Raw genomic sequence first — 19,514 nt, forward strand, 5'->3', positions numbered from 1 at the left:
TCTCTTTGAAAGTAAAAGGATTCGGACTTTAAAAGAGAATGAAAGTGGAAGAAGCCACTAAAAAAGGTTGGACTGAAAGGTCACAACCGAGAGATGTTTAACGTCCTTTAGAAGACCCGATAGACATAAGGATTCGTAGGTTTTTCTACTGAGTGGGCTTCCTTTATTTCTAAGATAGGAAGGGTTTGGCCAAGTTGTTTATGGTATTGGATCTTGAGAGTTCCAGTAGCCTGGACCCAGGTATTATCGTCATAGGTTTGGGAGGCTCCTTTGGTTAACAAACCATAGACTCCTGAATCAGCGATACAGTGGATAATTCCAAAACGGAAAAGGAACTGACTGCCCGGATCCTGGGGATCCTTATAAATGAAGCCGGTTAGGGTAAAGGTTTTTCCAGCAAATTCATCTGGATAGTCGTAGATCACTTCCATGACTTCCATATAGTTTTCTGTCGTGATCTGGATATGATCTTGCTTGAGGTACTTCTTGGCTGCAGCCCTCATCTCAGATTCATAAGCAGACTTGGTAAAATAACTGCTAGTATCTGGCTTGAGGTATTGGTTGGTTGTCCCCTCATCATTTTGAATATCTTTGGAAGAGCCAGCCGCGATGGGAAAATGATAGCCCTTGGCTGAAACCGTTTGGGAATCCAAGGTCACTGTCGGGAAGCCAATCCCTACAATCAAGGGAATCAGGAGCAGAAGAATACTCATGACTTTGGCTTTTTTACTGGTGAGGTGACTATGAACGGGCAGATTCTTCATCCAAATATAGAGCTGGACGACAGCCAAGAGGAAGGAAAGAATCATAGAGATATAGGCTAAATAGGAATAATGCATATTAATGTATTGGTTGAGCTTACCAGAAAGCTGCAAATACATAGTAATTTCGAAATAGCCTGCTAAAATGAGAAATCGAATCATAGGACCACCCCCACAAACCAAGCATAAACCAAGACAACGAGACTGACGATGCTAATGAATTGGACAATAAAGCGATTGGTCAGATAATTCTTCATCATCAAGAGGTTCTTGACGTCTAACATAGGTCCGATAACCAGAAAGGCTAAAACGGGAGCTAAGCCAAAACTCGAGAGAAGGGAAGAGCCGATAAAAGCGTCCGCCTCACTACACAAGGAGAGGAGGAAGGAGAGAAGCATAAGGAGGAGTATGGCTAGGAGTGGCGTCGCTGAAATAGAAGTTAGCACGCGAGTTGGCACATAAACCTGAACCACACTGGCAAATAAACAACCGAAGACCAGATAGCGTCCAGTGTCGAAAAACTCGTCAATGGCCTGCACAAACACTTGGAAGAAGCGTTGACCGGCAGATAGTTTTGAAAAGTCATGAATATGGACTTCCTTGCGGTTGGCCCGTTGAATAGAAGCTGTTTGGAAAAAACCTAGGAAAATTCCCAGAACAGTCGCCACCAGGATAGAGCCGATCGCTCGTAAGAGAGCCATTTGAATAGAATTGCCAAAGGCAGAATAAGTGGCAAAGAGGACAATGGGGTTAATAACTGGGGCTGTCACTAGGAAGGGCACAGCTGTATAGCTAGGCACCTTCTTCTCTAAAAAGCGATTGATAATGGGGACGATACCACACTCACAGGAAGGGAAAATAAAGCCAATCAAGGTCCCAAATAGAATTCTCCCCCATTTATTTTTGGGAAGGGCTCGGTAGACTTTTTCAGGGGTGATGTAGACATCAATCGCCCCTGAAATGATACTTCCAATCAAAACAAAGGGAAGGGCTTCAATCATAATCGAAAGAAAAATCGCTCCAGCCTGAAGGACACTGATTGGCAGTTGTTGGAAGAAACTCATTTGTCAGAATCCTTCTGCTCTTTTTCCCCTGTTGTTTCATTCTTCTTGTCATCTGGTAAAGTGACTTGAGGGGGATCTGGGAAGACAGCAAATTCCTCAAAGAGTTTGTCTAAATCGTCTGTTTTTGAAAATTTAATCGCCATGATAGGTCTCCTTTTCTTTTTTTCTCATTATATCAAATTCTCAAAAAAGAGGGGAAAATCAAGTCCAAAAGTAAGATGAAAAAGCAGTATAGAAGGCCTTCTATGGTATAATAGAAGTTATGGAAAAATATGAAAAAATAGCCCAAGAATTGGGCGTCAGTCTCAAACAAATTGATACTGTTTTGACCTTGACAGCAGAGGGATCCACCATCCCCTTTATCGCTCGGTATCGAAAAGATGCTACAGGGAATTTAGATGAAGTAGCCATTAAAGCTATTATCGACATGGACAAGTCTTTAACAGCCCTAGCCGATCGGAAAGAAACTGTTCTCGCTAAGATTGAAGAGCTTGGGAAACTGACCCCAGCCTTAAAAGAAGCGATTGAGCAAGTTGAAAAATTGGCGGATGTGGAAGAATTGTATCTTCCCTACAAGGAAAAACGCCGGACCAAGGCAACCATTGCGCGTGAGGCAGGACTTTTTCCACTTGCTCGGATGATTCTGCAAGATCAAAAGGACTTGGAAACAGCAGCAGAAGAATTCCTATCTGAAGGATTTCCAACTGTAAAAGATGCAATCTCTGGTGCTATCGATATCTTAGTCGAAGCCATTGCAGAAGACCCACAATTGCGCAACCTTACCTACCAGGAGATTCGCAAACACTCTTTGATCACCTCTAGCTTGAAGGATGAAAGCAAAGACGAGAAGCAAGTCTTCCAAATCTATTATGATTTTTCTGAGAAGATTGCAAACATGCAGGGCTACAGAACCCTGGCCTTAAACCGTGGAGAGAAATTAGGGGTATTAAAGGTTGGATTTGAGCATCCTGTAGACCGTTTGATTCGTCACTTTGAAGCCCGATTTAAATCGAATAATAGCTACATTGAAGAAGTCATTAACCAGGCTCTGAAAAAGAAAATGCTACCAGCTATGGAGCGTCGAATTCGGACAGAACTGACAGAAGTGGCAGAAGATGGAGCCATTCAGCTTTTCTCTGAAAATCTTCGACACCTTTTGCTGATTGCTCCCCTCAAGGGGCGCGTGGTCTTGGGATTTGACCCAGCTTTTCGGACAGGAGCTAAATTAGCTGTTGTCGATCAGACAGGAAAGATGTTGACCACCCAGGTGATTTACCCTGTTGCGCCGGCTAAACCAGCACAAATTGAAGCGGCCAAAGAAGAACTGAAACGGCTGATTCGTCAATACGGCGTGGAAATCATTGCGATCGGGAACGGGACGGCTAGTCGAGAGAGCGAAGCCTTTGTTGCGGAAGTTCTCAAGGAAGTTCCAAATGTCAGCTATGTCATTGTGAACGAGAGCGGGGCATCTGTCTATTCAGCTAGTGAATTGGCTCGCCATGAGTTTCCAGAACTGACAGTTGAAAAGCGCTCAGCCATCTCCATTGCCCGTCGTTTGCAGGATCCACTGGCTGAGTTGGTTAAGATTGATCCAAAATCTATCGGAGTCGGCCAGTACCAGCATGATGTCAGCCAGAAGAAATTATCTGAAAGCCTTGATTTCGTAGTCGATACCGTGGTAAACCAAGTCGGAGTTAATATTAACACAGCTAGTCCAGCCCTCTTGTCTCACGTGGCTGGTCTCAATAAAACCATTTCTGAGAACATCGTGAAGTACCGGGAAGAAGAAGGGTTGATCACTTCTCGGGCACAGATTAAAAAGGTTCCTCGTCTGGGAGCCAAGGCTTTTGAACAAGCAGCTGGTTTCTTACGGATCCCAGAAAGTGAGAATTTCCTCGATCGTACAGGGGTCCATCCAGAAAGTTACCCTGCAGTGAAGAAGCTCTTTACCTTACTAGGCATCAAGGAGATGGATGAAGAGGCCCAAGCCAAGTTGAAACAAATTGACACGGTTTCTATGGCCCAGGAACTTGAAATTGGCCCTGAAACCTTGAAAGATATTGTCGCAGATCTTCTTAAACCAGGTCGCGATTTACGTGATTCTTTTGATGCTCCTGTCCTTCGCCAGGATGTTCTTGATTTGAAAGACTTGAAGATTGGTCAAAAACTAGAAGGAGTTGTCCGCAATGTTGTTGACTTTGGAGCCTTTGTCGATATTGGGATTCATGAAGATGGTTTGATCCACATTTCACAGATGAGCCAGCAATTTATCAAGCATCCAAGTCAAGTTGTTTCAGTTGGTGACCTAGTGACCGTTTGGGTCTACAAGATTGATTTAGAACGGGAAAAAGTAAATCTTTCCCTCTTGGCACCACATGAATCTGACTAAATACGTTCAAGAAGTATCGCTGGAAGATTTTGGTCGCCCTTTTCTTCACCAAGCCATCTGGAATCCTCGCTTGCGTTCGACCGGCGGTCGCTTCTTTCCTAAAGATGGCCATCTGGATTTCAATCCTAGAATCCTAGAGATATATGGCTGGGAAATTTTTCGAAAGATTGTCCGTCATGAGTTGTGTCACTACCATCTCTACTATATGAAAAAGGGCTATCGCCATCAGGATCAGGACTTCAAGACCTTGCTTAGAGAAGTAGACGGCTTGCGGTATGCCCCTTCAGTTGATAAGGGAAACTATAAGATTTATGTTTGTACGAGCTGTGGGCAAGAATTCAGGAGAAAGCGGCAGATTGATCTGCAAAAGTACCGCTGTGGGCGGTGTAGAGGACTACTTAAGTATCAAGGGACAATTGATCCAGGAAATCGGCCTTGAGTCGGATGACAGTGACTTGATTTCGGGATATACTGTTCTAAAATAATAGGAGGTAGGCCCTTGAATCCAACTTTTTATAAATTACGTCGAGGCAGAATCGTTTTCGGAGTATTTGCTGGACTAGCGGATCGATTTGGGCTCGATGCAAACCTATTGCGTTTTCTCTTTGTGCTCTTTAGTATCTTTCATGCTTATGGGCTTGTAGGCTTGGCTATTTATTGCCTGTGTGCCTTCTCCTTGCCGTATAAAGAAGACCTTGAAAGAGAAAAGTATAGCCTCGGACCTCGCAAACGGAAGGATGCACAGGTAATCAAAGACGATGATCCATTCTTTTAAAGAATTTTCATGAATCGAATAAGAATGTGAGGCTGGGACAAAAGTCCTAGCCTCTCAATTGTCTTTGGATTATCGAGCAAGACGCAGTGGTTGAGTGAGCTCTACTACGCTGATTTCATCAGCTTTTACAGCCCTACTCAACTGTGCGGAGGTGGGACGACGAAATCGAATTCTAACGAATTACCGATTTCTGTCCCACTCTCATCTTTTTTATAAAAAGAAGAAACGATGGAAAAATGGGATGACAAGGATAAAGAGAAACATCAAAGGGTACTGGAATGAGTGTGAGAATAATAGCATCAGTTTCGATACCAAAAAAAGATGCTTGAGCAAGTCTTACCTGGGATAATTTGCTATAATAGTAAGAGAAAACAAAAAGGGAGAAGCCTATGGCAATAACAGTCCGAGATTTAATTGATAAGCTTCGTTTGAAGGTTGTGTACGGCAATGAAAGCCTATTTGAAAAAGAAATCACAACGGCAGATATTTCACGTCCTGGACTTGAAATGACAGGATATTTTGATTACTATACTCCAGAACGAATTCAATTGGTTGGGATGAAAGAGTGGTCTTACCTCATCAAGATGACCTCCCACAATCGTCACCAAGTTTTGAGAAAGATGTTCCAGCCGGAAACACCGGTACTCATCATCGCGCGGGATCTAGAGGTTCCCGAAGAAATGCTTCGCGCCGCTGAGGAAAAGCAAATCGCGATTTTAAGCAGTCGCGTTCCAACTAGTCGCCTGTCTGGTGAACTGTCAAGCTACCTAGATTCTCTCCTTGCGGAAAGAACTAGTGTCCATGGTGTCTTGATGGATATCTATGGCATGGGGGTTCTGATCCAAGGAGATAGTGGAATCGGGAAGAGTGAGACTGGGTTAGAGCTCGTCAAACGAGGCCATCGTTTGGTAGCAGATGACCGGGTAGATGTCTTCGCCCGTGATGAGATGACCTTGTGGGGTGAGCCCGCTGAAATTCTACGCCATATGCTAGAGATTCGGGGAGTAGGGATCATTGATGTCATGAGTCTCTATGGTGCCAGTGCAGTTAAAGATTCTTCTCAAGTTCAAATCGCTGTCTATTTGGAAAACTACACCAAGGAACAAACCTACGATCGTCTTGGCAATAATGCAGAAGAAATTGAGTTCTGTGGAGTGACTATTCCAAGAATTCGCATCCCTGTTAAGACAGGTCGCAATATTTCCGTTGTCATTGAAGCAGCTGCGATGAACTACCGCGCCAAAGAAATGGGATATGATGCTACTAAAACCTTTGAAGATCGATTGACCCAGTTGATTGATCAGAATGAGGTGAAAGTATGAATCCAGTAGCCATTCAACTTGGTCCCTTTAGCATTCGCTGGTATGCGATTTGTATCGTCCTCGGTCTCCTTTTGGCGGTTATCCTGTCTATGAAAGAAGCCCCTCGTAAAGGCATAGAGTCAGACGATATTATTGATTTCATTCTGATTGCTTTTCCAGTAGCGATCATAGGGGCCCGTCTTTACTATGTTATTTTTCAATGGTCTTATTACAGGGAACACCCAGGAGAGATTTTTGCCGTATGGAACGGTGGGATTGCTATCTATGGTGGACTCCTGGCAGGGGCTCTAGTCCTCTACCTATTTTCACGCAGTCGTTTGATTGACCCGGTTGATTTTTTAGATATCGCTGCACCGAGTGTCATGATTGCTCAAAGTATTGGCCGTTGGGGCAATTTTGTTAACCAAGAAGCCTACGGAGCCATTGTTAAGAATTTAGATTATTTACCTTCTTTCATTCGGAATCAGATGTTTATTGATGGACATTACCGTCAACCGACCTTCTTATATGAATCTTGTTGGAACTTGCTTGGTTTTGTGCTGATTCTTTACTTGCGTCGTCGTCCGAAACTTTTGAGAAAGGGCGAAATTACTGCTTTCTATCTGATCTGGTATGGCTTTGGTCGAATGATTATTGAAGGAATGCGGACAGATAGCTTGATGTTTTTGGGAATTCGAGTTTCACAATGGCTTTCCCTACTCCTCATCCTACTTGGAATCAGCATCATGATCTATCAACGAAAAAAGAATGCACCATATTATAGAACGGAAATAGATTAAGGAGAAAAGAAATGTTTATTGAAATTGCCTATGGGCTTTTAGGGTTAGCTTTAGTAGTTTTGGTCATCTACTTGATTATCTTGTTTTCAAAGATTGGAAAAGTTGTAGATGAGACTCAGGTAACGATTAAGACCTTGACATCAGATGTGAATGTAACCTTACACCAAACCAATGAGTTGTTAGCAAAAGTGAATGTTTTGACAGAAGATTTGAATCAAAAGGTTGCAACCATTGATCCACTCTTCACTGCAGTGGCAGATTTGTCTGTATCTGTATCAGATTTGAATGATCAGGCTCGTCAGATTAGCAAAAAAGCTGTCGTTGTTGGTGGAAAGACTGTTAAAACATCCGTCGGATTAAAAGCAGCTCGCATGGCTATGAAATTATTTAAATAAGAAAAGAGGTACCTTATGGGACGTTTATCATCATTATTAATTGGAACGATCACTGGCGCATCCGCAGCCTACTTCCTGACAACCAAAAAAGGGAAAGAGTTGACTGGTAAAGTCAAAGGTTTTATAAAAGAATACCAAGAGAACCCACAAGAAGTTCATGATTCTGTGAAACAATCTGCAATGGAACTATCCAAGCAAGCATCAGACGCTATTCAGCAAACCAAGGAAAAAGTTGAAAGTGGCGAGATCAACAAAGACACTGTTATCGAGACAGTGAAAGATAAGACGCAGGATGTGGTAGAATTTTCACAAGATGCTATCCAAACGATTAAGGAAAAAATCCAGCAAAAGACCGGCAATCAAGCAAGTCCTTTCCAGCCTAAACAGGAAAAAGAAAGTGAAGAGATTGTCCTTGAATTGGAAGAAGAAACAGCTCTTCCAGAAGTGGAAGAAGAGATCAAAGAAACAGCTGTAGAAGAAGAATAAAATAATCCCTCACCATTGGTGAGGGATTTCTCTTATACAATGACAAACGTGGATGGGAAATGCCAAAAAGCCTCCCGAAGGAGGCTAAAAAATTCATCTTAGTCCTTTTTCCGTTTTAACTGGAAAATGCGGAAAGCTTGGATACTTCCCAAACTACAAGCAATTGCTGAGGCAAAAGCAAAAAAGGTATTCATCTTCATTGATAAAAAGACGAAACTAAATAAAACAGTTAAGACACAAAACACAGCAATATTAAGGAAAAATAGTAGCTCACTTAATTGCGGAGCTGGTTCAGTATCAAGGTTAAAATCATAATTAGTTGTTGTATTCTCTTGTTGAAGAGGGACTTCGACATAGTCGTATTCTTCAACAACTCTAAGTTTTCTTGCGGGCATATTTCTCTCTCCTAACAGTACTCTATTATTTTAACACGATTTCAAGCATAGAAATGTTACAAAACTGTTACAATTTTTACAAAATTAAGAAATTTAGAGAGCAAAATGACTTTTTTGGTATAATAGTTTTCATGAAAAAGATAATTATTACAGCTACAGCTGAAAGTATTGAACAGGTTCAAGCCCTTCTAGAAGTAGGTGTGGACCGTATTTATGTCGGAGAAAAGGAATTTGGATTACGACTTCCTCACACTTTCTCGTATGACGAATTAAGTCGAATTTCTGATCTAGTCCATGCGGCAGGTAAGGAAATGACAGTGGCTGTCAATGCCTTGATGCACCAAGACATGATGGATCGTATCAAACCATTTTTAGATTTCCTTGCTTCGATAAACGTTGATTATATCACGGTAGGAGATGCAGGCGTCTTTTATGTATTGAAGCGGGATGGCTACAGCTTTAAAACCATTTATGATGCTTCTACCATGGTGACAAGTAGCCGTCAGATCAATTTCTGGGGACAAAAGGCTGGTGCTTCAGAAGCTGTTCTTGCTCGAGAAATCCCATCTGCAGAGCTTTTCAAAATGCCAGAAATCTTAGAGATTCCTGCTGAGGTATTGGTTTATGGGGCCAGTGTGATTCATCATTCCAAACGTCCTCTTTTGCAGAATTACTACAATTTTACGCACATCGATGACGAAAAGACGAGAGAGCGCGATCTCTTTTTGGCAGAACCAGGAGATCCAGAAAGCCACTATTCTATCTTTGAGGACAAGCATGGAACTCATATTTTTGCCAATAATGACCTGGATTTGATGACCAAACTCTCTGAGTTAGTCGAGCATGGTTTTACCCACTGGAAGTTAGAGGGGATTTATACGCCAGGTCAAAACTTTGTGGAAATTGCCAAGTGTTTTGTGAAAGCACGTGAGCTTCTAGAAGCTGGGACTTTCACATCTGATCAAGCCTTCTTATTGGATGAGCAGATTCACCAATTGCATCCTAAGAATCGTTTCCTTGACACTGGATTTTATGATTACGATCCAGACATGGTTAAATAAAGGAGAAAAGCCTGCCAAGAGTGCGGGCCTTCCTTTTTAGTGATGGTAAAGAATGAGAATTGTCAAAACAATTCCCAAACCATTGCCTTTCGGCTGGATTTGCTATAAAATAGACAAGATTGATAATCTAACTAATATACTTGTAATATACTAGGAGATATGATGACAAAACAATTGAAACGTCCTGAGGTTCTATCACCTGCGGGAACACTTGAAAAACTAAAGGTTGCTGTGCGCTATGGTGCGGATGCAGTCTTCATTGGTGGTCAGGCCTATGGTCTTCGTAGCCGTGCAGGAAACTTCACCTTTGAGCAAATGGAAGAAGGTGTCCAATTTGCGGCCAAGTATGGTGCCAAGGTCTATGTTGCAGCCAATATGGTCATGCATGAAGGAAATGAAGTTGGAGCTGGTGAATGGTTCCGTCGCTTACGGGATATCGGAATCGCAGCGGTCATTGTATCAGACCCTGCCTTGATTACCATCGCAGCGACAGAGGCTCCCGGCTTGGAAATTCACCTCTCTACCCAAGCTAGTGCCACCAACTATGAAACCCTCGAGTTTTGGAAAGACTTGGGCTTGACACGGGTCGTTTTGGCTCGGGAAGTTTCAATGGAAGAACTAGCGGAAATTCGTAAGCGGACGGACGTTGAGATTGAAGCCTTTGTTCACGGAGCAATGTGTATTTCCTACTCTGGCCGTTGTACCTTGTCCAATCATATGAGTATGCGGGATGCCAACCGTGGAGGATGTTCCCAATCTTGTCGTTGGAAGTATGATCTCTATGATATGCCATTTGGCCAAGAACGTAAGAGTCTCAAAGGGGAAATCCCTGAAGAATTCTCGATGTCAGCTGTGGATATGTCGATGATTGACCATATCCCTGATATGATTGAAAATGGAGTGGACAGCCTCAAGATTGAAGGTCGGATGAAGTCCATTCACTATGTCTCTACTGTAACGAACTGCTACAAGGCAGCTGTTGATGCTTATTTGGAAAGTCCTGAAAAGTTTGAAGCGATTAAGCAAGACTTGATTGATGAAATGTGGAAGGTAGCCCAACGTGAGTTAGCTACAGGATTCTATTATGGAACACCATCTGAAAACGAGCAACTGTTTGGGGCTCGTCGGAAGATTCCAGAGTACAAGTTTGTCGGAGAAGTGGTAGCCTATGATGCGGACAAGCAAATTGCGACCATTCGACAACGGAATGTCATCAATGAAGGAGACCAAGTAGAATTTTACGGACCTGGGTTCCGCCATTTTGAAACAGTCATTGAAGATTTACATGATGCCAAGGGAAATAAAATTGATCGGGCTCCAAATCCGATGGAGTTATTGACCATTCATATGCCAACACCAGTTGAACCAGGTGATATGATCCGTGCACTCAAAGAAGGCTTGATCAACCTCTATAAAGAAGATGGAACCAGCCAAACAGTTCGTGCCTAAAACGTAAAAAAAAAACACCGCATGCTTCCCAAGCTTGGAAGTTTACGGTGTTTTTTGTTGTGCGATTCGAATCGTATGTGGAACGAGACTAATCTTTTGAATGTCAGAAATTCGAATGATGGTTGACATACTCTTTTTAAAATTCTTGACAATGAGTTGTTTTCGTTCCTGATCATATTTCACGATATCGCCTGTAAAACTCTTATTTTGGAAGATGACATGGACTCCTTGTTTTTTTCGAAGGGCCAGTTCAATAATCTGAATCGTTTTACCATCCTCTAAAGGAGCTGGTTGAGAGGTTTTATCGTTGAAAAATTCATTTGCTCGGTCCTTGAGAAGCTCAAGAAATCTTTTCATAGCATAATTCTCCATAAGTTGATACAATATATTATAGAAAATTTCATTCATTTTGTAAAATTTTTTACGAATTATTAAGGTGAAAGACATTGAAAGGAGTATTAAATGGCAGATTTTAGTTTTGAAATTGAAGAACAACTCTTGGTCTTATCTGAAAATGAAAAAGGATGGACCAAGGAGTTAAACCGGGTTAGCTTTAATGGAGCACCTGCCAAGTATGATATCCGAACTTGGAGCCCAGACCATACGAAGATGGGCAAGGGGATCACGCTCACCAATGAAGAATTCCAAGTTCTGCTAGATGCATTTAAACAATAATAGACTGAGTAAGAAAGAGAGTGGGACAGAAATCGGTAATTCGTTAGAATTCGATTTCGTCTTCCCACCTCCGCATAGTTGAGTAGGGCTGTAAAAGCTGATGAAATCAGCGTGGTAGAGCCCACTCAACCACTGCGTCTTGCTCGATAATCCAAAGACAATTGAGAGGCTAGGACTTTTGTCCGGGCCTCTTTTTTGATGTTTTCAATAATTATAGCTTGAAACTATATCCTATTCAAGAAAACAAGATTAACGCAAATCATTGTGGATGATGGGATGGACTGTTATAATAACCTTATTCGTTTATCTCATGTAGCACTTATAGGAAAGGAATCCATATGTCAGATTTACTAAGTATTTATAAAGAATTGCAAGCAAAAAAATGGGTGGACTTGAGTCACCAAATCAATGCAGAAAGTCCACACTTCCCTGCCCTTCCTGCCTTGAAACAAGAAGACCTCTTCACATTAAAAGACGGTTTCCATGTTCAAAAATTTACAGTGGTTGGTCAATACGGAACGCATATTGATGCACCAATTCACTTTGTAGAAGGGGGCCGTTGGTTGGATGAGATTGACCTTAAAGATCTCCTCTTGCCACTCTATGTTATCGACAAGTCTAAAGAAGTTGCTGCGAATCCAAACTTTATCTTGAGCAAACAAGATATCTTAGATTTTGAAGCTGAACATGGACAAATTGTAGAAGGAGCTTTTGTTGCCTTCCGTAGTGATTGGTCAAAACGTTGGCCAGATCAAGATGCTATGCGTAACCTCGATGAAAATGGGGTTCAACAAAGTCCAGGATGGAGCCGTGAAGCCTTGGAATTCTTGATTCATGAACGCCATGTCAAGGCTGTGGGTCATGAAACCTTTGACACAGATGCTGGTATTCCAGCAGCAGAACACGGCTTGGTCAATGAATACTACCTTTTGGAGCAAAATATCTACCAAGTAGAAGTCTTGAACCACTTGGATCAAGTGCCAGCCGTAGGTGCCTTGATTTCAATTGCCTTCCCTCACTGGGACAAGGCAACTGGTTCACCTGTCCGTGCCATTGCTATCTTGCCTTAAAAAAACTGAGCCTGAAGCGTATCTTCAGGCTCTTTTATATGGATGTTGAAATCTATTAGTGAATCTGAAAGATATCTTGTCAAACCTTGTTATCTTACAAAAATGTAAGGAAAGAAAGTTAAAATGAAAGATTAGACTATGGTAGCTCCAATGATGATCCATTAAAATAAAAACAGAAGAAAAAGGTTTGTCGAACAAACCTTTTCTAATATTAGCGCATAGTAACGAATTCTTCGGATCCAGTTGGATGAATAGCGACTGTCGCATCGAAATCAGCTTTTGTGGCTCCCATCTTGATAGCAACAGCAAATCCTTGGATCATTTCATCTACCCCATACCCAAGACCATGGAGACCGACAACGGTTTCATCCGGTCCTACAGTGATGAGTTTAAATTTAGCCAACTGACGATGCTGGGTCACAGCTGAATACATAGAGGCGAAACTTGAAGTATAGACCTTGATAGCGTCTTTTCCATATTGTTTTTCGGCTTCTTCTTGAGTGAGACCGACTGTACCAATCGCTGGATGAGAAAAGACAACGGTAGGAATGGTTGCGTAGTCCATTTTAGCATCGGTTTTTCCATTAAAGAGACGTTCGGATAGGGTACGCCCTGCCTTGATAGCGACAGGAGTTAATTCTTTTTCGCCCGTGACATCTCCAAGAGCATAGATGCCAGGAACAACCGTATTCTGGTATTCATCTACTGCAATGAATCCTTTTTCATTTAAGGTGACGCCTGCAGCTTCTAGATTGAGGTCTTGGACGTTTGGTTTGCGCCCTGTTGCCCAGATGACATGATCAGCGACAAAAGATGTTTGGTCTTCGAAATAGACTCGGATTTGACCATTTTCTTCCTTCGTGAGTTGAACAGGAACCTTGTGAGCATGGAGAGGCAATCCTTGTTTATCCATCTCTTCCATTAAGCCATCGACAATGTAAGAATCAAACTTTCTTAAAGGACGATCCCCTCGAACGAAGAGGTCTGTCTTAACACCAAGGGCATGGAGGACACCGGCTAGTTCTACCGCAATGTAGCCAGCGCCAATAATGGCAACTGATTTTGGTAGTTCTTCCCAAGCAAAGACATCGTCAGAGGTTTCTCCTAGATCTGCTCCAGCTAGATCTGGGATGTAAGCATGAGCCCCTGTAGCGATCACAATGTGTTTAGCCTTGATGGTTTCCCCGTTGACTTCAACTGTATGAGGGTCGACAAAGCGTGCGCGACCTTGGATATACTCCACACCATTTCGTTTAAAACTACCATCATAAGAAGAACGAGCCCGATCAATATAAGCTTCGCGATTTTTTCTTAAGGTCGCAAAATCAAAATTGGACTGTTCAGAAGTAAACCCATAATCTGGACCGTAATCACGAATGGCTTCAGCAATTTGGGCGCCATACCACATAATTTTTTTAGGGACACATCCTTTGTTAACGCAGGTTCCACCTAGTTGTTTTTCTTCAATAACAGCAGCGCGGGCTCCATGTTCTCCAGCTCGGTTCATGGTAGCAATCCCTCCGCTACCTCCACCAATGGAGATAATATCAAATTCTTTCATGGTCAGTACTCCTTTGTTGATTTACACTTTCATTGTAACAACAAAGGTTACAAAAATCAAGAAATTACCATCGTTGAATAGGAGGAGAAAACAAGATAGCAAAAAAAAACGTGCAAAACAGATGATTCTGAATTGAAAAATGAGGAAATATGATATACTAAACTTATAAATTGAAACGCTTTCGAATACTGGAGGAAAGAAATGAAGAAATTTAAAAAATGGCAAATTATTACAGCGACAGGTGCTGCAATAGCAGTTGTAGGAATGGGGAGCTGGCTTGCTTTTGGAAAATCAGGTAGTGGCCCTGAAGAAATGGTCGATATGACACCTATGGTACAAACCGTGAAAGAAGGTTCGATTGCTTCCTCTGTTCTATTGACAGGTAAGGTCACAGCCAATCAAGAACAATATATTTACTTTGACGGAACCAAAGGAGATTTGCAATCCATCCTAGTGAATGTCGGGGATCAAGTAACCGCTGGCCAAGCTATTGTTCAATATAGTAGTACAGAAGCGCAATCTGCCTATGACGCGGCGGTACGTGCGGTCAATAAGGCAGATCGTCAATTGAACGATCTCTTGACCAATGGAGTGACAATTGATACAACAGGGGATGAGGAAGCAGATAGTAGTTCGGCCTCTCAAGCCCAACGCTCCTTGGATACACAAGTGGGTGATTTGCGCGATGCTCGTGCAGATGCAGTAGCCAATATGGAAAAAGCCAAGGCCTTGTTGGATGCTACAACCGTAAAAAGTAGTACAGATGGAACGGTTGTAGAAGTCAATAAAGATGTTTCCAAATCAACAACCGGAACCAACCAAACCCTGGTTCATATCGTCAGCAATGGTAACCTTCAAGTAAAAGGTGAGTTGTCTGAGTACAATCTAGCCAACATTTCAGTTGGTCAGGAAGTGACCTTAACCTCTAAGGTCTATCCTGGGAAAAAATGGACTGGAAAGATTAGCTACGTTGCCAACTATCCGACAGATGCTGGTCAGGCTGGTGCAAATGCCGCAGGTTCTGGACAAGGAACAGGGGGAGCTAAATATCCGTTTACGGTCGATATTACCAGTGAGATTGGTGATTTGAAACAAGGTTTCTCTGTCAATATTGAAGTAAAAAGTTCAACCATCCATCCTTTAGTTCCTGTGACAAGTGTCTTATCAGACGGCGATCAAAGCTATGTTTGGACGATTGAAGCTGGCAAGGCTAAAAAAGTCAATGTTACCTTAGGAAATGCAGATGCAGAAAATCAAGAAGTCTTATCTGGTTTGAAGAAAGATGCGCAAGTGATCATCAACCCTTCTGGAGATTTGGAAGATGGGAAAGAGGTCGGAAAATATGACAAAATTGATTGAGCTGAAAAACATCAATAAAAGTTATCAAAATGGCGATCAAACCCTACAGGTATTAAAGGATATCCATTTAGATGTGGAAGAAGGGGAATTTCTAGCTATTATGGGACCTTCCGGTTCTGGGAAATCTACCCTAATGAATATCATTGGTCTTCTGGATCGTCCGACCAGCGGTGAGTACAGGCTAGAGGGGGAAGAAGTAGGAAATCTTAGTGAGAAGAAATTAGCCCAGGTTCGCAATGAGCAAATAGGCTTTGTCTTCCAACAATTCTTTCTCCTATCGAAACTCAATGCCTTTCAAAATGTCGAGCTTCCCTTGATTTATGCAGGAGTAAATCCTTCTAAAAGAAAAGAATTAGCTGAACAATTTTTAAAGAAAGTTGAGCTAGATACGCGGATGCACCACCTTCCTTCGGAATTGTCTGGAGGGCAAAAACAACGGGTGGCCATCGCGCGTGCTTTGGTCAATCATCCTTCTATTATCTTAGCGGATGAACCAACAGGAGCTCTTGACTCCAAGACCGGCGATCAGATTATGGAGCTTTTGACAGCCCTCAATCAAGAAGGGAAAACTATCATCATGGTGACCCATGAAACGGAGATTGCTGCCTATGCCAAACGTCAGATTGTCATTCGAGATGGAGTGATTTCTTCGGATAGCCGCAACGAAAGGAGGGCCTGATGCAGAACTGGAAATTCGCTATTAGTTCCATTATGGGACATAAAATGAGATCGTTCTTAACCATGGTAGGGATTATCATCGGGGTTGCCTCAGTCGTTGTCATCATGGCTCTCGGAGATGGGATGAAAGCGGGAGTGACTAAGACCTTTACCAAGGATCAACAATATGTTCAGATTTCCTATTCCGCCCGAAAGAGTGGCTACATGACTGGTTTTAATCTTGGACCAGAACCTGTCTCAGAAGAAGGAGGCGCAGAAGGTGGTGGCGAAGGCGGTGTTGCTAGTGAAGAAGACCAAGGAATGTCACCGCCAGCTGGCTATGGAGAGGAAAGTAGCGAAGACGTTGACAACCCAATCCTTGAAACACCACCCGTCGTTCAAGAAGAATGGGTCAAGGAATTAACCAAGATTCCTGGTATTGATGGCTACTATGTTGGAAATACGGCCAATGCCACTATCTCCTATCAGAAGAAAAAATCTGAAGGGGTCAATATCATGGGAGTCAATGATACTTATTTCTCAGTAAGAAAATTTGAATTGGTTTCAGGAAGAAAACTGAATCCTTCAGATTATCAGAGTTTCTCACGGGTCATCATGTTGGATGAAGGCTTAGCTTCGACCTTATTTGGGACGGAAAGTGCCCTCAACCAAGTGATTGCTGTCGGAGACAACAACTATCGGGTGGTAGGGATCTTCAAGGATCCAAATGCTGGATCTGCTTTGTATGGTGTTTCTTCTGGAGGAAGTGCCTTGATGGCCAATACCCAAGTAGCTTCAGAATTTGGAACAGAAGAAATTTCTACTATTGTGGTGCATATCCCAGATGTCAAACAGATTAAACCAACTGGGATTGAAGCAGCGAAAAAATTAACCGAGTTATCGGGAGTTCGCCAAGGAGAGTTCCAAATCTTTAACATGGATAGTATCTTGGAGCAGACCAATCAAATGCTCAGTATTATGACAACAGTCATTGGAGCGATTGCAGGAATCTCCCTTCTCGTTGGTGGGATTGGGGTCATGAATATCATGTTGGTATCTGTGACTGAGCGGACACGTGAAATCGGTCTGAGAAAAGCTCTTGGAGCTACTCGTGGAAAAATCTTGATTCAATTCCTCATCGAATCCATGGTCTTGACCATGATGGGAGGAATTCTCGGTCTGGGATTGGCTTATGGTGTCAATGCCCTCATCGCCACAGCTGCCGCAGGTGCTCTAGAAGGACCACCAGTCGTCTCCATGTCAGTGGCTATCGGAAGTATCATCTTTTCAGCTTGTGTCGGAATTGTCTTTGGTATCTTACCAGCAAGCAAGGCATCAAAACTCGATCCGATTGAAGCTCTTCGCTATGAATAAGGATGAATGACCTACATAGTTGACTCGGATGAAGCAGAATTTGATCATGAATGAATGGAATGTGATGGAAAAGGGAGAAGGAACCCTTTCCTTCCATTCCTTTTTTCATTTTTCCTGCTCAAGAATAGTGTATTTCCCCGTCAAATATGATAAAATAGGGGAGAATAACTTAGGAGGTTCCAAATGACTACTGAACATATGGAAGAATTAAATGACCAGCAGATTGTCCGTCGTGAAAAGATGGCGGCCCTTCGTGAACAAGGAATCGACCCATTTGGAAAGCGATTCGAACGAACTGCAGATTCTGGTCAATTGAAAGAAAAATATTCAGAATTAGATAAAGAACAACTTCATGACTTGAACGAAACAGCCATTATTGCAGGCCGTCTTGTGACCAAACGTGGTAAAGGGAAGGTTGGTTTTGCCCACCTTCAAGACCGTGAAGGTCAGATCCAAATTTACGTTCGGAAAGACGCAGTTGGTGAAGAAAATTATGAAATTTTCAAAAAGGCTGACCTTGGAGATTTCCTTGGGGTAGAAGGAGAAGTAATGAGGACCGATATGGGTGAGCTTTCCATCAAAGCTACTCACATCACACACTTGTCTAAAGCCCTTCGTCCCTTGCCTGAAAAATTCCATGGCTTGTCTGATGTGGAAACCATCTACCGCAAACGCTACTTGGATTTGATTTCGAACCGTGAAAGCTTTAACCGCTTTGTTACCCGTTCGAAAATTATCTCAGAAATCCGTCGTTACTTGGATGGTCAAGGCTTCCTTGAGGTAGAAACCCCTGTTCTTCACAATGAAGCTGGTGGAGCATCTGCGCGTCCGTTTATCACTCACCACAATGCCCAAAACATTGACATGGTACTTCGGATTGCGACCGAACTTCACTTGAAACGCCTGATCGTTGGTGGGATGGAACGCGTTTATGAAATTGGACGTATCTTCCGTAATGAAGGAATGGATGCTACCCACAATCCAGAATTCACTTCCATCGAAGTCTACCAAGCCTATGCTGACTACCAAGATATTATGGACTTGACGGAAGGGATTATCCAACACGCTGCGAAAGCTATTCATGGGGATGGTCCTGTTAACTACCAAGGAACTGAAATCAAGATCAATGAACCATTCAAGCGTGTCCACATGGTGGATGCGATTAAGGAAATTGCTGGTGTTGACTTCTGGAAGGAAATGAGCTTTGAAGAAGCAGTAGCCCTTGCCAAAGAAAAACATGTGCCAGTTGAAAAACACTACACTGAAGTGGGGCATATTATCAATGCCTTCTTCGAAGAATATGTGGAAGAAACCTTGACACAACCAACCTTTGTCTATGGACACCCTGTAGCCGTATCTCCATTGGCTAAGAAGAATGATGAGGATCCTCGTTTCACAGATCGTTTCGAGCTCTTCATCATGACCAAGGAATATGCTAATGCCTTTACAGAATTGAACGATCCAATCGACCAATTGGAACGGTTCGAAGCGCAGGCACGTGCCAAAGAATTGGGAGACGACGAAGCAACTGGTATTGACTACGACTACGTTGAAGCTCTTGAATATGGTATGCCACCAACAGGAGGATTGGGAATCGGTATCGACCGTCTCTGCATGCTCCTTACTGATACGACTACTATCCGTGACGTATTGCTCTTCCCAACTATGAAATAAGCTAAAAGAAAACACTGATCACAAGATCAGTGTTTTTGAATGTATACAGACTATTGCTTTACATAAGACAACTAGATGATTTTCAAAAAATATCTTTTATTTTTTTGTTATTTAAGAAGATTAAAAACTTTCCGCAGTGAGAAAAGTTCCTGAAACTAAATTGTTTCAGGAACTCGGGAGTTTTGGGAGTAAAACAGTTTGGGAAACTGTTTTAGCCTGAGCTTTGAAATTAAAAAGCGAAGGGGTCCAAAACTAATTGAACACAGGC

At 42.5% G+C, this 19,514-nt stretch carries 21 protein-coding genes; 15 read left to right on the top strand and 6 right to left on the bottom strand.

Going from position 1 to position 19,514, the window contains the following annotated elements; translation table 11 throughout:
- Positions 1-107: 107 nt before the first annotated feature.
- The 3 genes from I2C87_RS01380 to I2C87_RS01390 are packed head-to-tail and all read right to left on the bottom strand — an operon-like array spanning position 108 to position 1,968.
- The gene (locus tag I2C87_RS01380) at positions 108-923 is read right to left on the bottom strand and encodes a TIGR03943 family putative permease subunit (RefSeq protein ID WP_048717404.1); all 816 of its coding nucleotides are present in this window, start codon (positions 921-923) and stop codon (positions 108-110) included.
- Entirely contained in the window at positions 920-1,825 is a 906-nt protein-coding gene (locus I2C87_RS01385; protein WP_048689512.1) for a permease, read from the bottom strand. Before I2C87_RS01385 ends, I2C87_RS01380 begins: the two co-directional genes overlap by 4 nt.
- The gene (locus tag I2C87_RS01390) at positions 1,822-1,968 is read right to left on the bottom strand and encodes an SPJ_0845 family protein (RefSeq protein ID WP_192831862.1); all 147 of its coding nucleotides are present in this window, start codon (positions 1,966-1,968) and stop codon (positions 1,822-1,824) included. The genes I2C87_RS01385 and I2C87_RS01390 overlap by 4 nt, the downstream gene beginning before the upstream one ends.
- 119 nt (positions 1,969-2,087) lie before the next feature.
- Here I2C87_RS01390 and I2C87_RS01395 point away from each other — a divergent pair, with 119 nt between their 5' ends.
- The 7 genes from I2C87_RS01395 to I2C87_RS01425 all read left to right on the top strand — a co-directional run bounded on the left by I2C87_RS01395 (position 2,088) and on the right by I2C87_RS01425 (position 7,971).
- A complete protein-coding gene (locus I2C87_RS01395) occupies positions 2,088-4,214 on the top strand; it encodes a Tex family protein (RefSeq protein WP_195323715.1) in 2,127 nt (708 codons plus the stop codon).
- Entirely contained in the window at positions 4,201-4,653 is a 453-nt protein-coding gene (locus I2C87_RS01400; RefSeq protein ID WP_048717399.1) for a SprT family protein, read from the top strand. The genes I2C87_RS01395 and I2C87_RS01400 overlap by 14 nt, the downstream gene beginning before the upstream one ends.
- 60 nt (positions 4,654-4,713) lie before the next feature.
- Positions 4,714-4,989, top strand: a complete 276-nt coding sequence (locus I2C87_RS01405; protein ID WP_195323716.1) for a PspC domain-containing protein — start codon at positions 4,714-4,716, stop codon at positions 4,987-4,989.
- Between the two features lie 389 nt (positions 4,990-5,378).
- On the top strand, positions 5,379-6,311 hold the full coding sequence (gene hprK, locus I2C87_RS01410) for an HPr(Ser) kinase/phosphatase (RefSeq protein ID WP_023027089.1): 933 nt from the start codon (positions 5,379-5,381) through the stop codon (positions 6,309-6,311).
- Positions 6,308-7,090: a prolipoprotein diacylglyceryl transferase gene (gene lgt / locus I2C87_RS01415; protein WP_195323717.1), complete on the top strand. Its 783-nt coding sequence runs from the start codon at positions 6,308-6,310 to the stop codon at positions 7,088-7,090. Before hprK ends, lgt begins: the two co-directional genes overlap by 4 nt.
- Positions 7,091-7,101: 11 nt before the next feature.
- Entirely contained in the window at positions 7,102-7,485 is a 384-nt protein-coding gene (locus I2C87_RS01420) for a DUF948 domain-containing protein (RefSeq protein WP_006595909.1), read from the top strand.
- Between the two features lie 15 nt (positions 7,486-7,500).
- Entirely contained in the window at positions 7,501-7,971 is a 471-nt protein-coding gene (locus tag I2C87_RS01425) for a YtxH domain-containing protein (protein ID WP_195213720.1), read from the top strand.
- Between the two features lie 98 nt (positions 7,972-8,069).
- Here the strand turns inward: I2C87_RS01425 and I2C87_RS01430 are convergent, their stop codons facing one another.
- Complete coding sequence (locus tag I2C87_RS01430; RefSeq protein WP_006595911.1) at positions 8,070-8,366, bottom strand: DUF3270 family protein; 297 nt, start codon at positions 8,364-8,366, stop codon at positions 8,070-8,072.
- A 131-nt stretch (positions 8,367-8,497) separates the two neighbouring features.
- Between I2C87_RS01430 and I2C87_RS01435 the strand changes: the two genes are divergently transcribed.
- Positions 8,498-9,427 carry a peptidase U32 family protein gene (locus tag I2C87_RS01435; RefSeq protein WP_006597381.1) on the top strand — a complete coding sequence of 310 codons (930 nt, stop codon included), beginning with the start codon at positions 8,498-8,500 and terminating at the stop codon, positions 9,425-9,427.
- A 162-nt stretch (positions 9,428-9,589) separates the two neighbouring features.
- Positions 9,590-10,876 carry a peptidase U32 family protein gene (locus I2C87_RS01440; RefSeq protein WP_042361172.1) on the top strand — a complete coding sequence of 429 codons (1,287 nt, stop codon included), beginning with the start codon at positions 9,590-9,592 and terminating at the stop codon, positions 10,874-10,876.
- Between the two features lie 42 nt (positions 10,877-10,918).
- Here the strand turns inward: I2C87_RS01440 and I2C87_RS01445 are convergent, their stop codons facing one another.
- The gene (locus I2C87_RS01445) at positions 10,919-11,248 is read right to left on the bottom strand and encodes a hypothetical protein (RefSeq protein WP_040803002.1); all 330 of its coding nucleotides are present in this window, start codon (positions 11,246-11,248) and stop codon (positions 10,919-10,921) included.
- A 90-nt stretch (positions 11,249-11,338) separates the two neighbouring features.
- On the opposite strand from I2C87_RS01445, the gene I2C87_RS01450 reads away from it, so the two are divergent.
- Positions 11,339-11,551, top strand: coding sequence for a YdbC family protein (locus I2C87_RS01450; RefSeq protein ID WP_006597402.1), 213 nt, complete (start codon positions 11,339-11,341; stop codon positions 11,549-11,551).
- A gap of 338 nt (positions 11,552-11,889) precedes the next feature.
- Entirely contained in the window at positions 11,890-12,621 is a 732-nt protein-coding gene (locus tag I2C87_RS01455; protein ID WP_195323718.1) for a cyclase family protein, read from the top strand.
- Positions 12,622-12,832: 211 nt separating this feature from the next.
- Here the strand turns inward: I2C87_RS01455 and gorA are convergent, their stop codons facing one another.
- The gene (gene gorA, locus I2C87_RS01460) at positions 12,833-14,182 is read right to left on the bottom strand and encodes a glutathione-disulfide reductase (protein WP_195323719.1); all 1,350 of its coding nucleotides are present in this window, start codon (positions 14,180-14,182) and stop codon (positions 12,833-12,835) included.
- A 201-nt stretch (positions 14,183-14,383) separates the two neighbouring features.
- On the opposite strand from gorA, the gene I2C87_RS01465 reads away from it, so the two are divergent.
- The 4 genes from I2C87_RS01465 to lysS all read left to right on the top strand — a co-directional run bounded on the left by I2C87_RS01465 (position 14,384) and on the right by lysS (position 19,246).
- Positions 14,384-15,541 carry an efflux RND transporter periplasmic adaptor subunit gene (locus I2C87_RS01465; RefSeq protein WP_195323720.1) on the top strand — a complete coding sequence of 386 codons (1,158 nt, stop codon included), beginning with the start codon at positions 14,384-14,386 and terminating at the stop codon, positions 15,539-15,541.
- Positions 15,525-16,220 carry an ABC transporter ATP-binding protein gene (locus I2C87_RS01470; protein ID WP_006595919.1) on the top strand — a complete coding sequence of 232 codons (696 nt, stop codon included), beginning with the start codon at positions 15,525-15,527 and terminating at the stop codon, positions 16,218-16,220. Before I2C87_RS01465 ends, I2C87_RS01470 begins: the two co-directional genes overlap by 17 nt.
- Positions 16,220-17,572: an ABC transporter permease gene (locus tag I2C87_RS01475; protein ID WP_195323721.1), complete on the top strand. Its 1,353-nt coding sequence runs from the start codon at positions 16,220-16,222 to the stop codon at positions 17,570-17,572. Before I2C87_RS01470 ends, I2C87_RS01475 begins: the two co-directional genes overlap by 1 nt.
- A gap of 183 nt (positions 17,573-17,755) precedes the next feature.
- On the top strand, positions 17,756-19,246 hold the full coding sequence (gene lysS, locus I2C87_RS01480) for a lysine--tRNA ligase (RefSeq protein ID WP_048717380.1): 1,491 nt from the start codon (positions 17,756-17,758) through the stop codon (positions 19,244-19,246).
- Positions 19,247-19,514: the final 268 nt, after the last annotated feature.

The sequence above is a fragment of the Streptococcus sp. 1001283B150225_161107_H12 genome (assembly GCF_015552665.1).
Classification (GTDB): domain Bacteria; phylum Bacillota; class Bacilli; order Lactobacillales; family Streptococcaceae; genus Streptococcus.

Coding starts and splice junctions, on each gene's coding strand:
- lysS (WP_048717380.1), top strand. CDS start 17,756: ATGACTACTGAACATATGGAAGAATTAAATGACCAGCAGATTGTCCGT.
- I2C87_RS01465 (WP_195323720.1), top strand. CDS start 14,384: ATGAAGAAATTTAAAAAATGGCAAATTATTACAGCGACAGGTGCTGCA.
- lgt (WP_195323717.1), top strand. CDS start 6,308: ATGAATCCAGTAGCCATTCAACTTGGTCCCTTTAGCATTCGCTGGTAT.
- I2C87_RS01470 (WP_006595919.1), top strand. CDS start 15,525: ATGACAAAATTGATTGAGCTGAAAAACATCAATAAAAGTTATCAAAAT.
- I2C87_RS01420 (WP_006595909.1), top strand. CDS start 7,102: ATGTTTATTGAAATTGCCTATGGGCTTTTAGGGTTAGCTTTAGTAGTT.
- I2C87_RS01430 (WP_006595911.1), bottom strand. CDS start 8,366: ATGCCCGCAAGAAAACTTAGAGTTGTTGAAGAATACGACTATGTCGAA.
- I2C87_RS01435 (WP_006597381.1), top strand. CDS start 8,498: ATGAAAAAGATAATTATTACAGCTACAGCTGAAAGTATTGAACAGGTT.
- I2C87_RS01380 (WP_048717404.1), bottom strand. CDS start 923: ATGATTCGATTTCTCATTTTAGCAGGCTATTTCGAAATTACTATGTAT.
- I2C87_RS01475 (WP_195323721.1), top strand. CDS start 16,220: ATGCAGAACTGGAAATTCGCTATTAGTTCCATTATGGGACATAAAATG.
- I2C87_RS01445 (WP_040803002.1), bottom strand. CDS start 11,248: ATGGAGAATTATGCTATGAAAAGATTTCTTGAGCTTCTCAAGGACCGA.
- I2C87_RS01425 (WP_195213720.1), top strand. CDS start 7,501: ATGGGACGTTTATCATCATTATTAATTGGAACGATCACTGGCGCATCC.
- I2C87_RS01390 (WP_192831862.1), bottom strand. CDS start 1,968: ATGGCGATTAAATTTTCAAAAACAGACGATTTAGACAAACTCTTTGAG.
- gorA (WP_195323719.1), bottom strand. CDS start 14,182: ATGAAAGAATTTGATATTATCTCCATTGGTGGAGGTAGCGGAGGGATT.
- I2C87_RS01455 (WP_195323718.1), top strand. CDS start 11,890: ATGTCAGATTTACTAAGTATTTATAAAGAATTGCAAGCAAAAAAATGG.
- I2C87_RS01440 (WP_042361172.1), top strand. CDS start 9,590: ATGACAAAACAATTGAAACGTCCTGAGGTTCTATCACCTGCGGGAACA.
- I2C87_RS01385 (WP_048689512.1), bottom strand. CDS start 1,825: ATGAGTTTCTTCCAACAACTGCCAATCAGTGTCCTTCAGGCTGGAGCG.
- hprK (WP_023027089.1), top strand. CDS start 5,379: ATGGCAATAACAGTCCGAGATTTAATTGATAAGCTTCGTTTGAAGGTT.
- I2C87_RS01450 (WP_006597402.1), top strand. CDS start 11,339: ATGGCAGATTTTAGTTTTGAAATTGAAGAACAACTCTTGGTCTTATCT.
- I2C87_RS01400 (WP_048717399.1), top strand. CDS start 4,201: ATGAATCTGACTAAATACGTTCAAGAAGTATCGCTGGAAGATTTTGGT.
- I2C87_RS01395 (WP_195323715.1), top strand. CDS start 2,088: ATGGAAAAATATGAAAAAATAGCCCAAGAATTGGGCGTCAGTCTCAAA.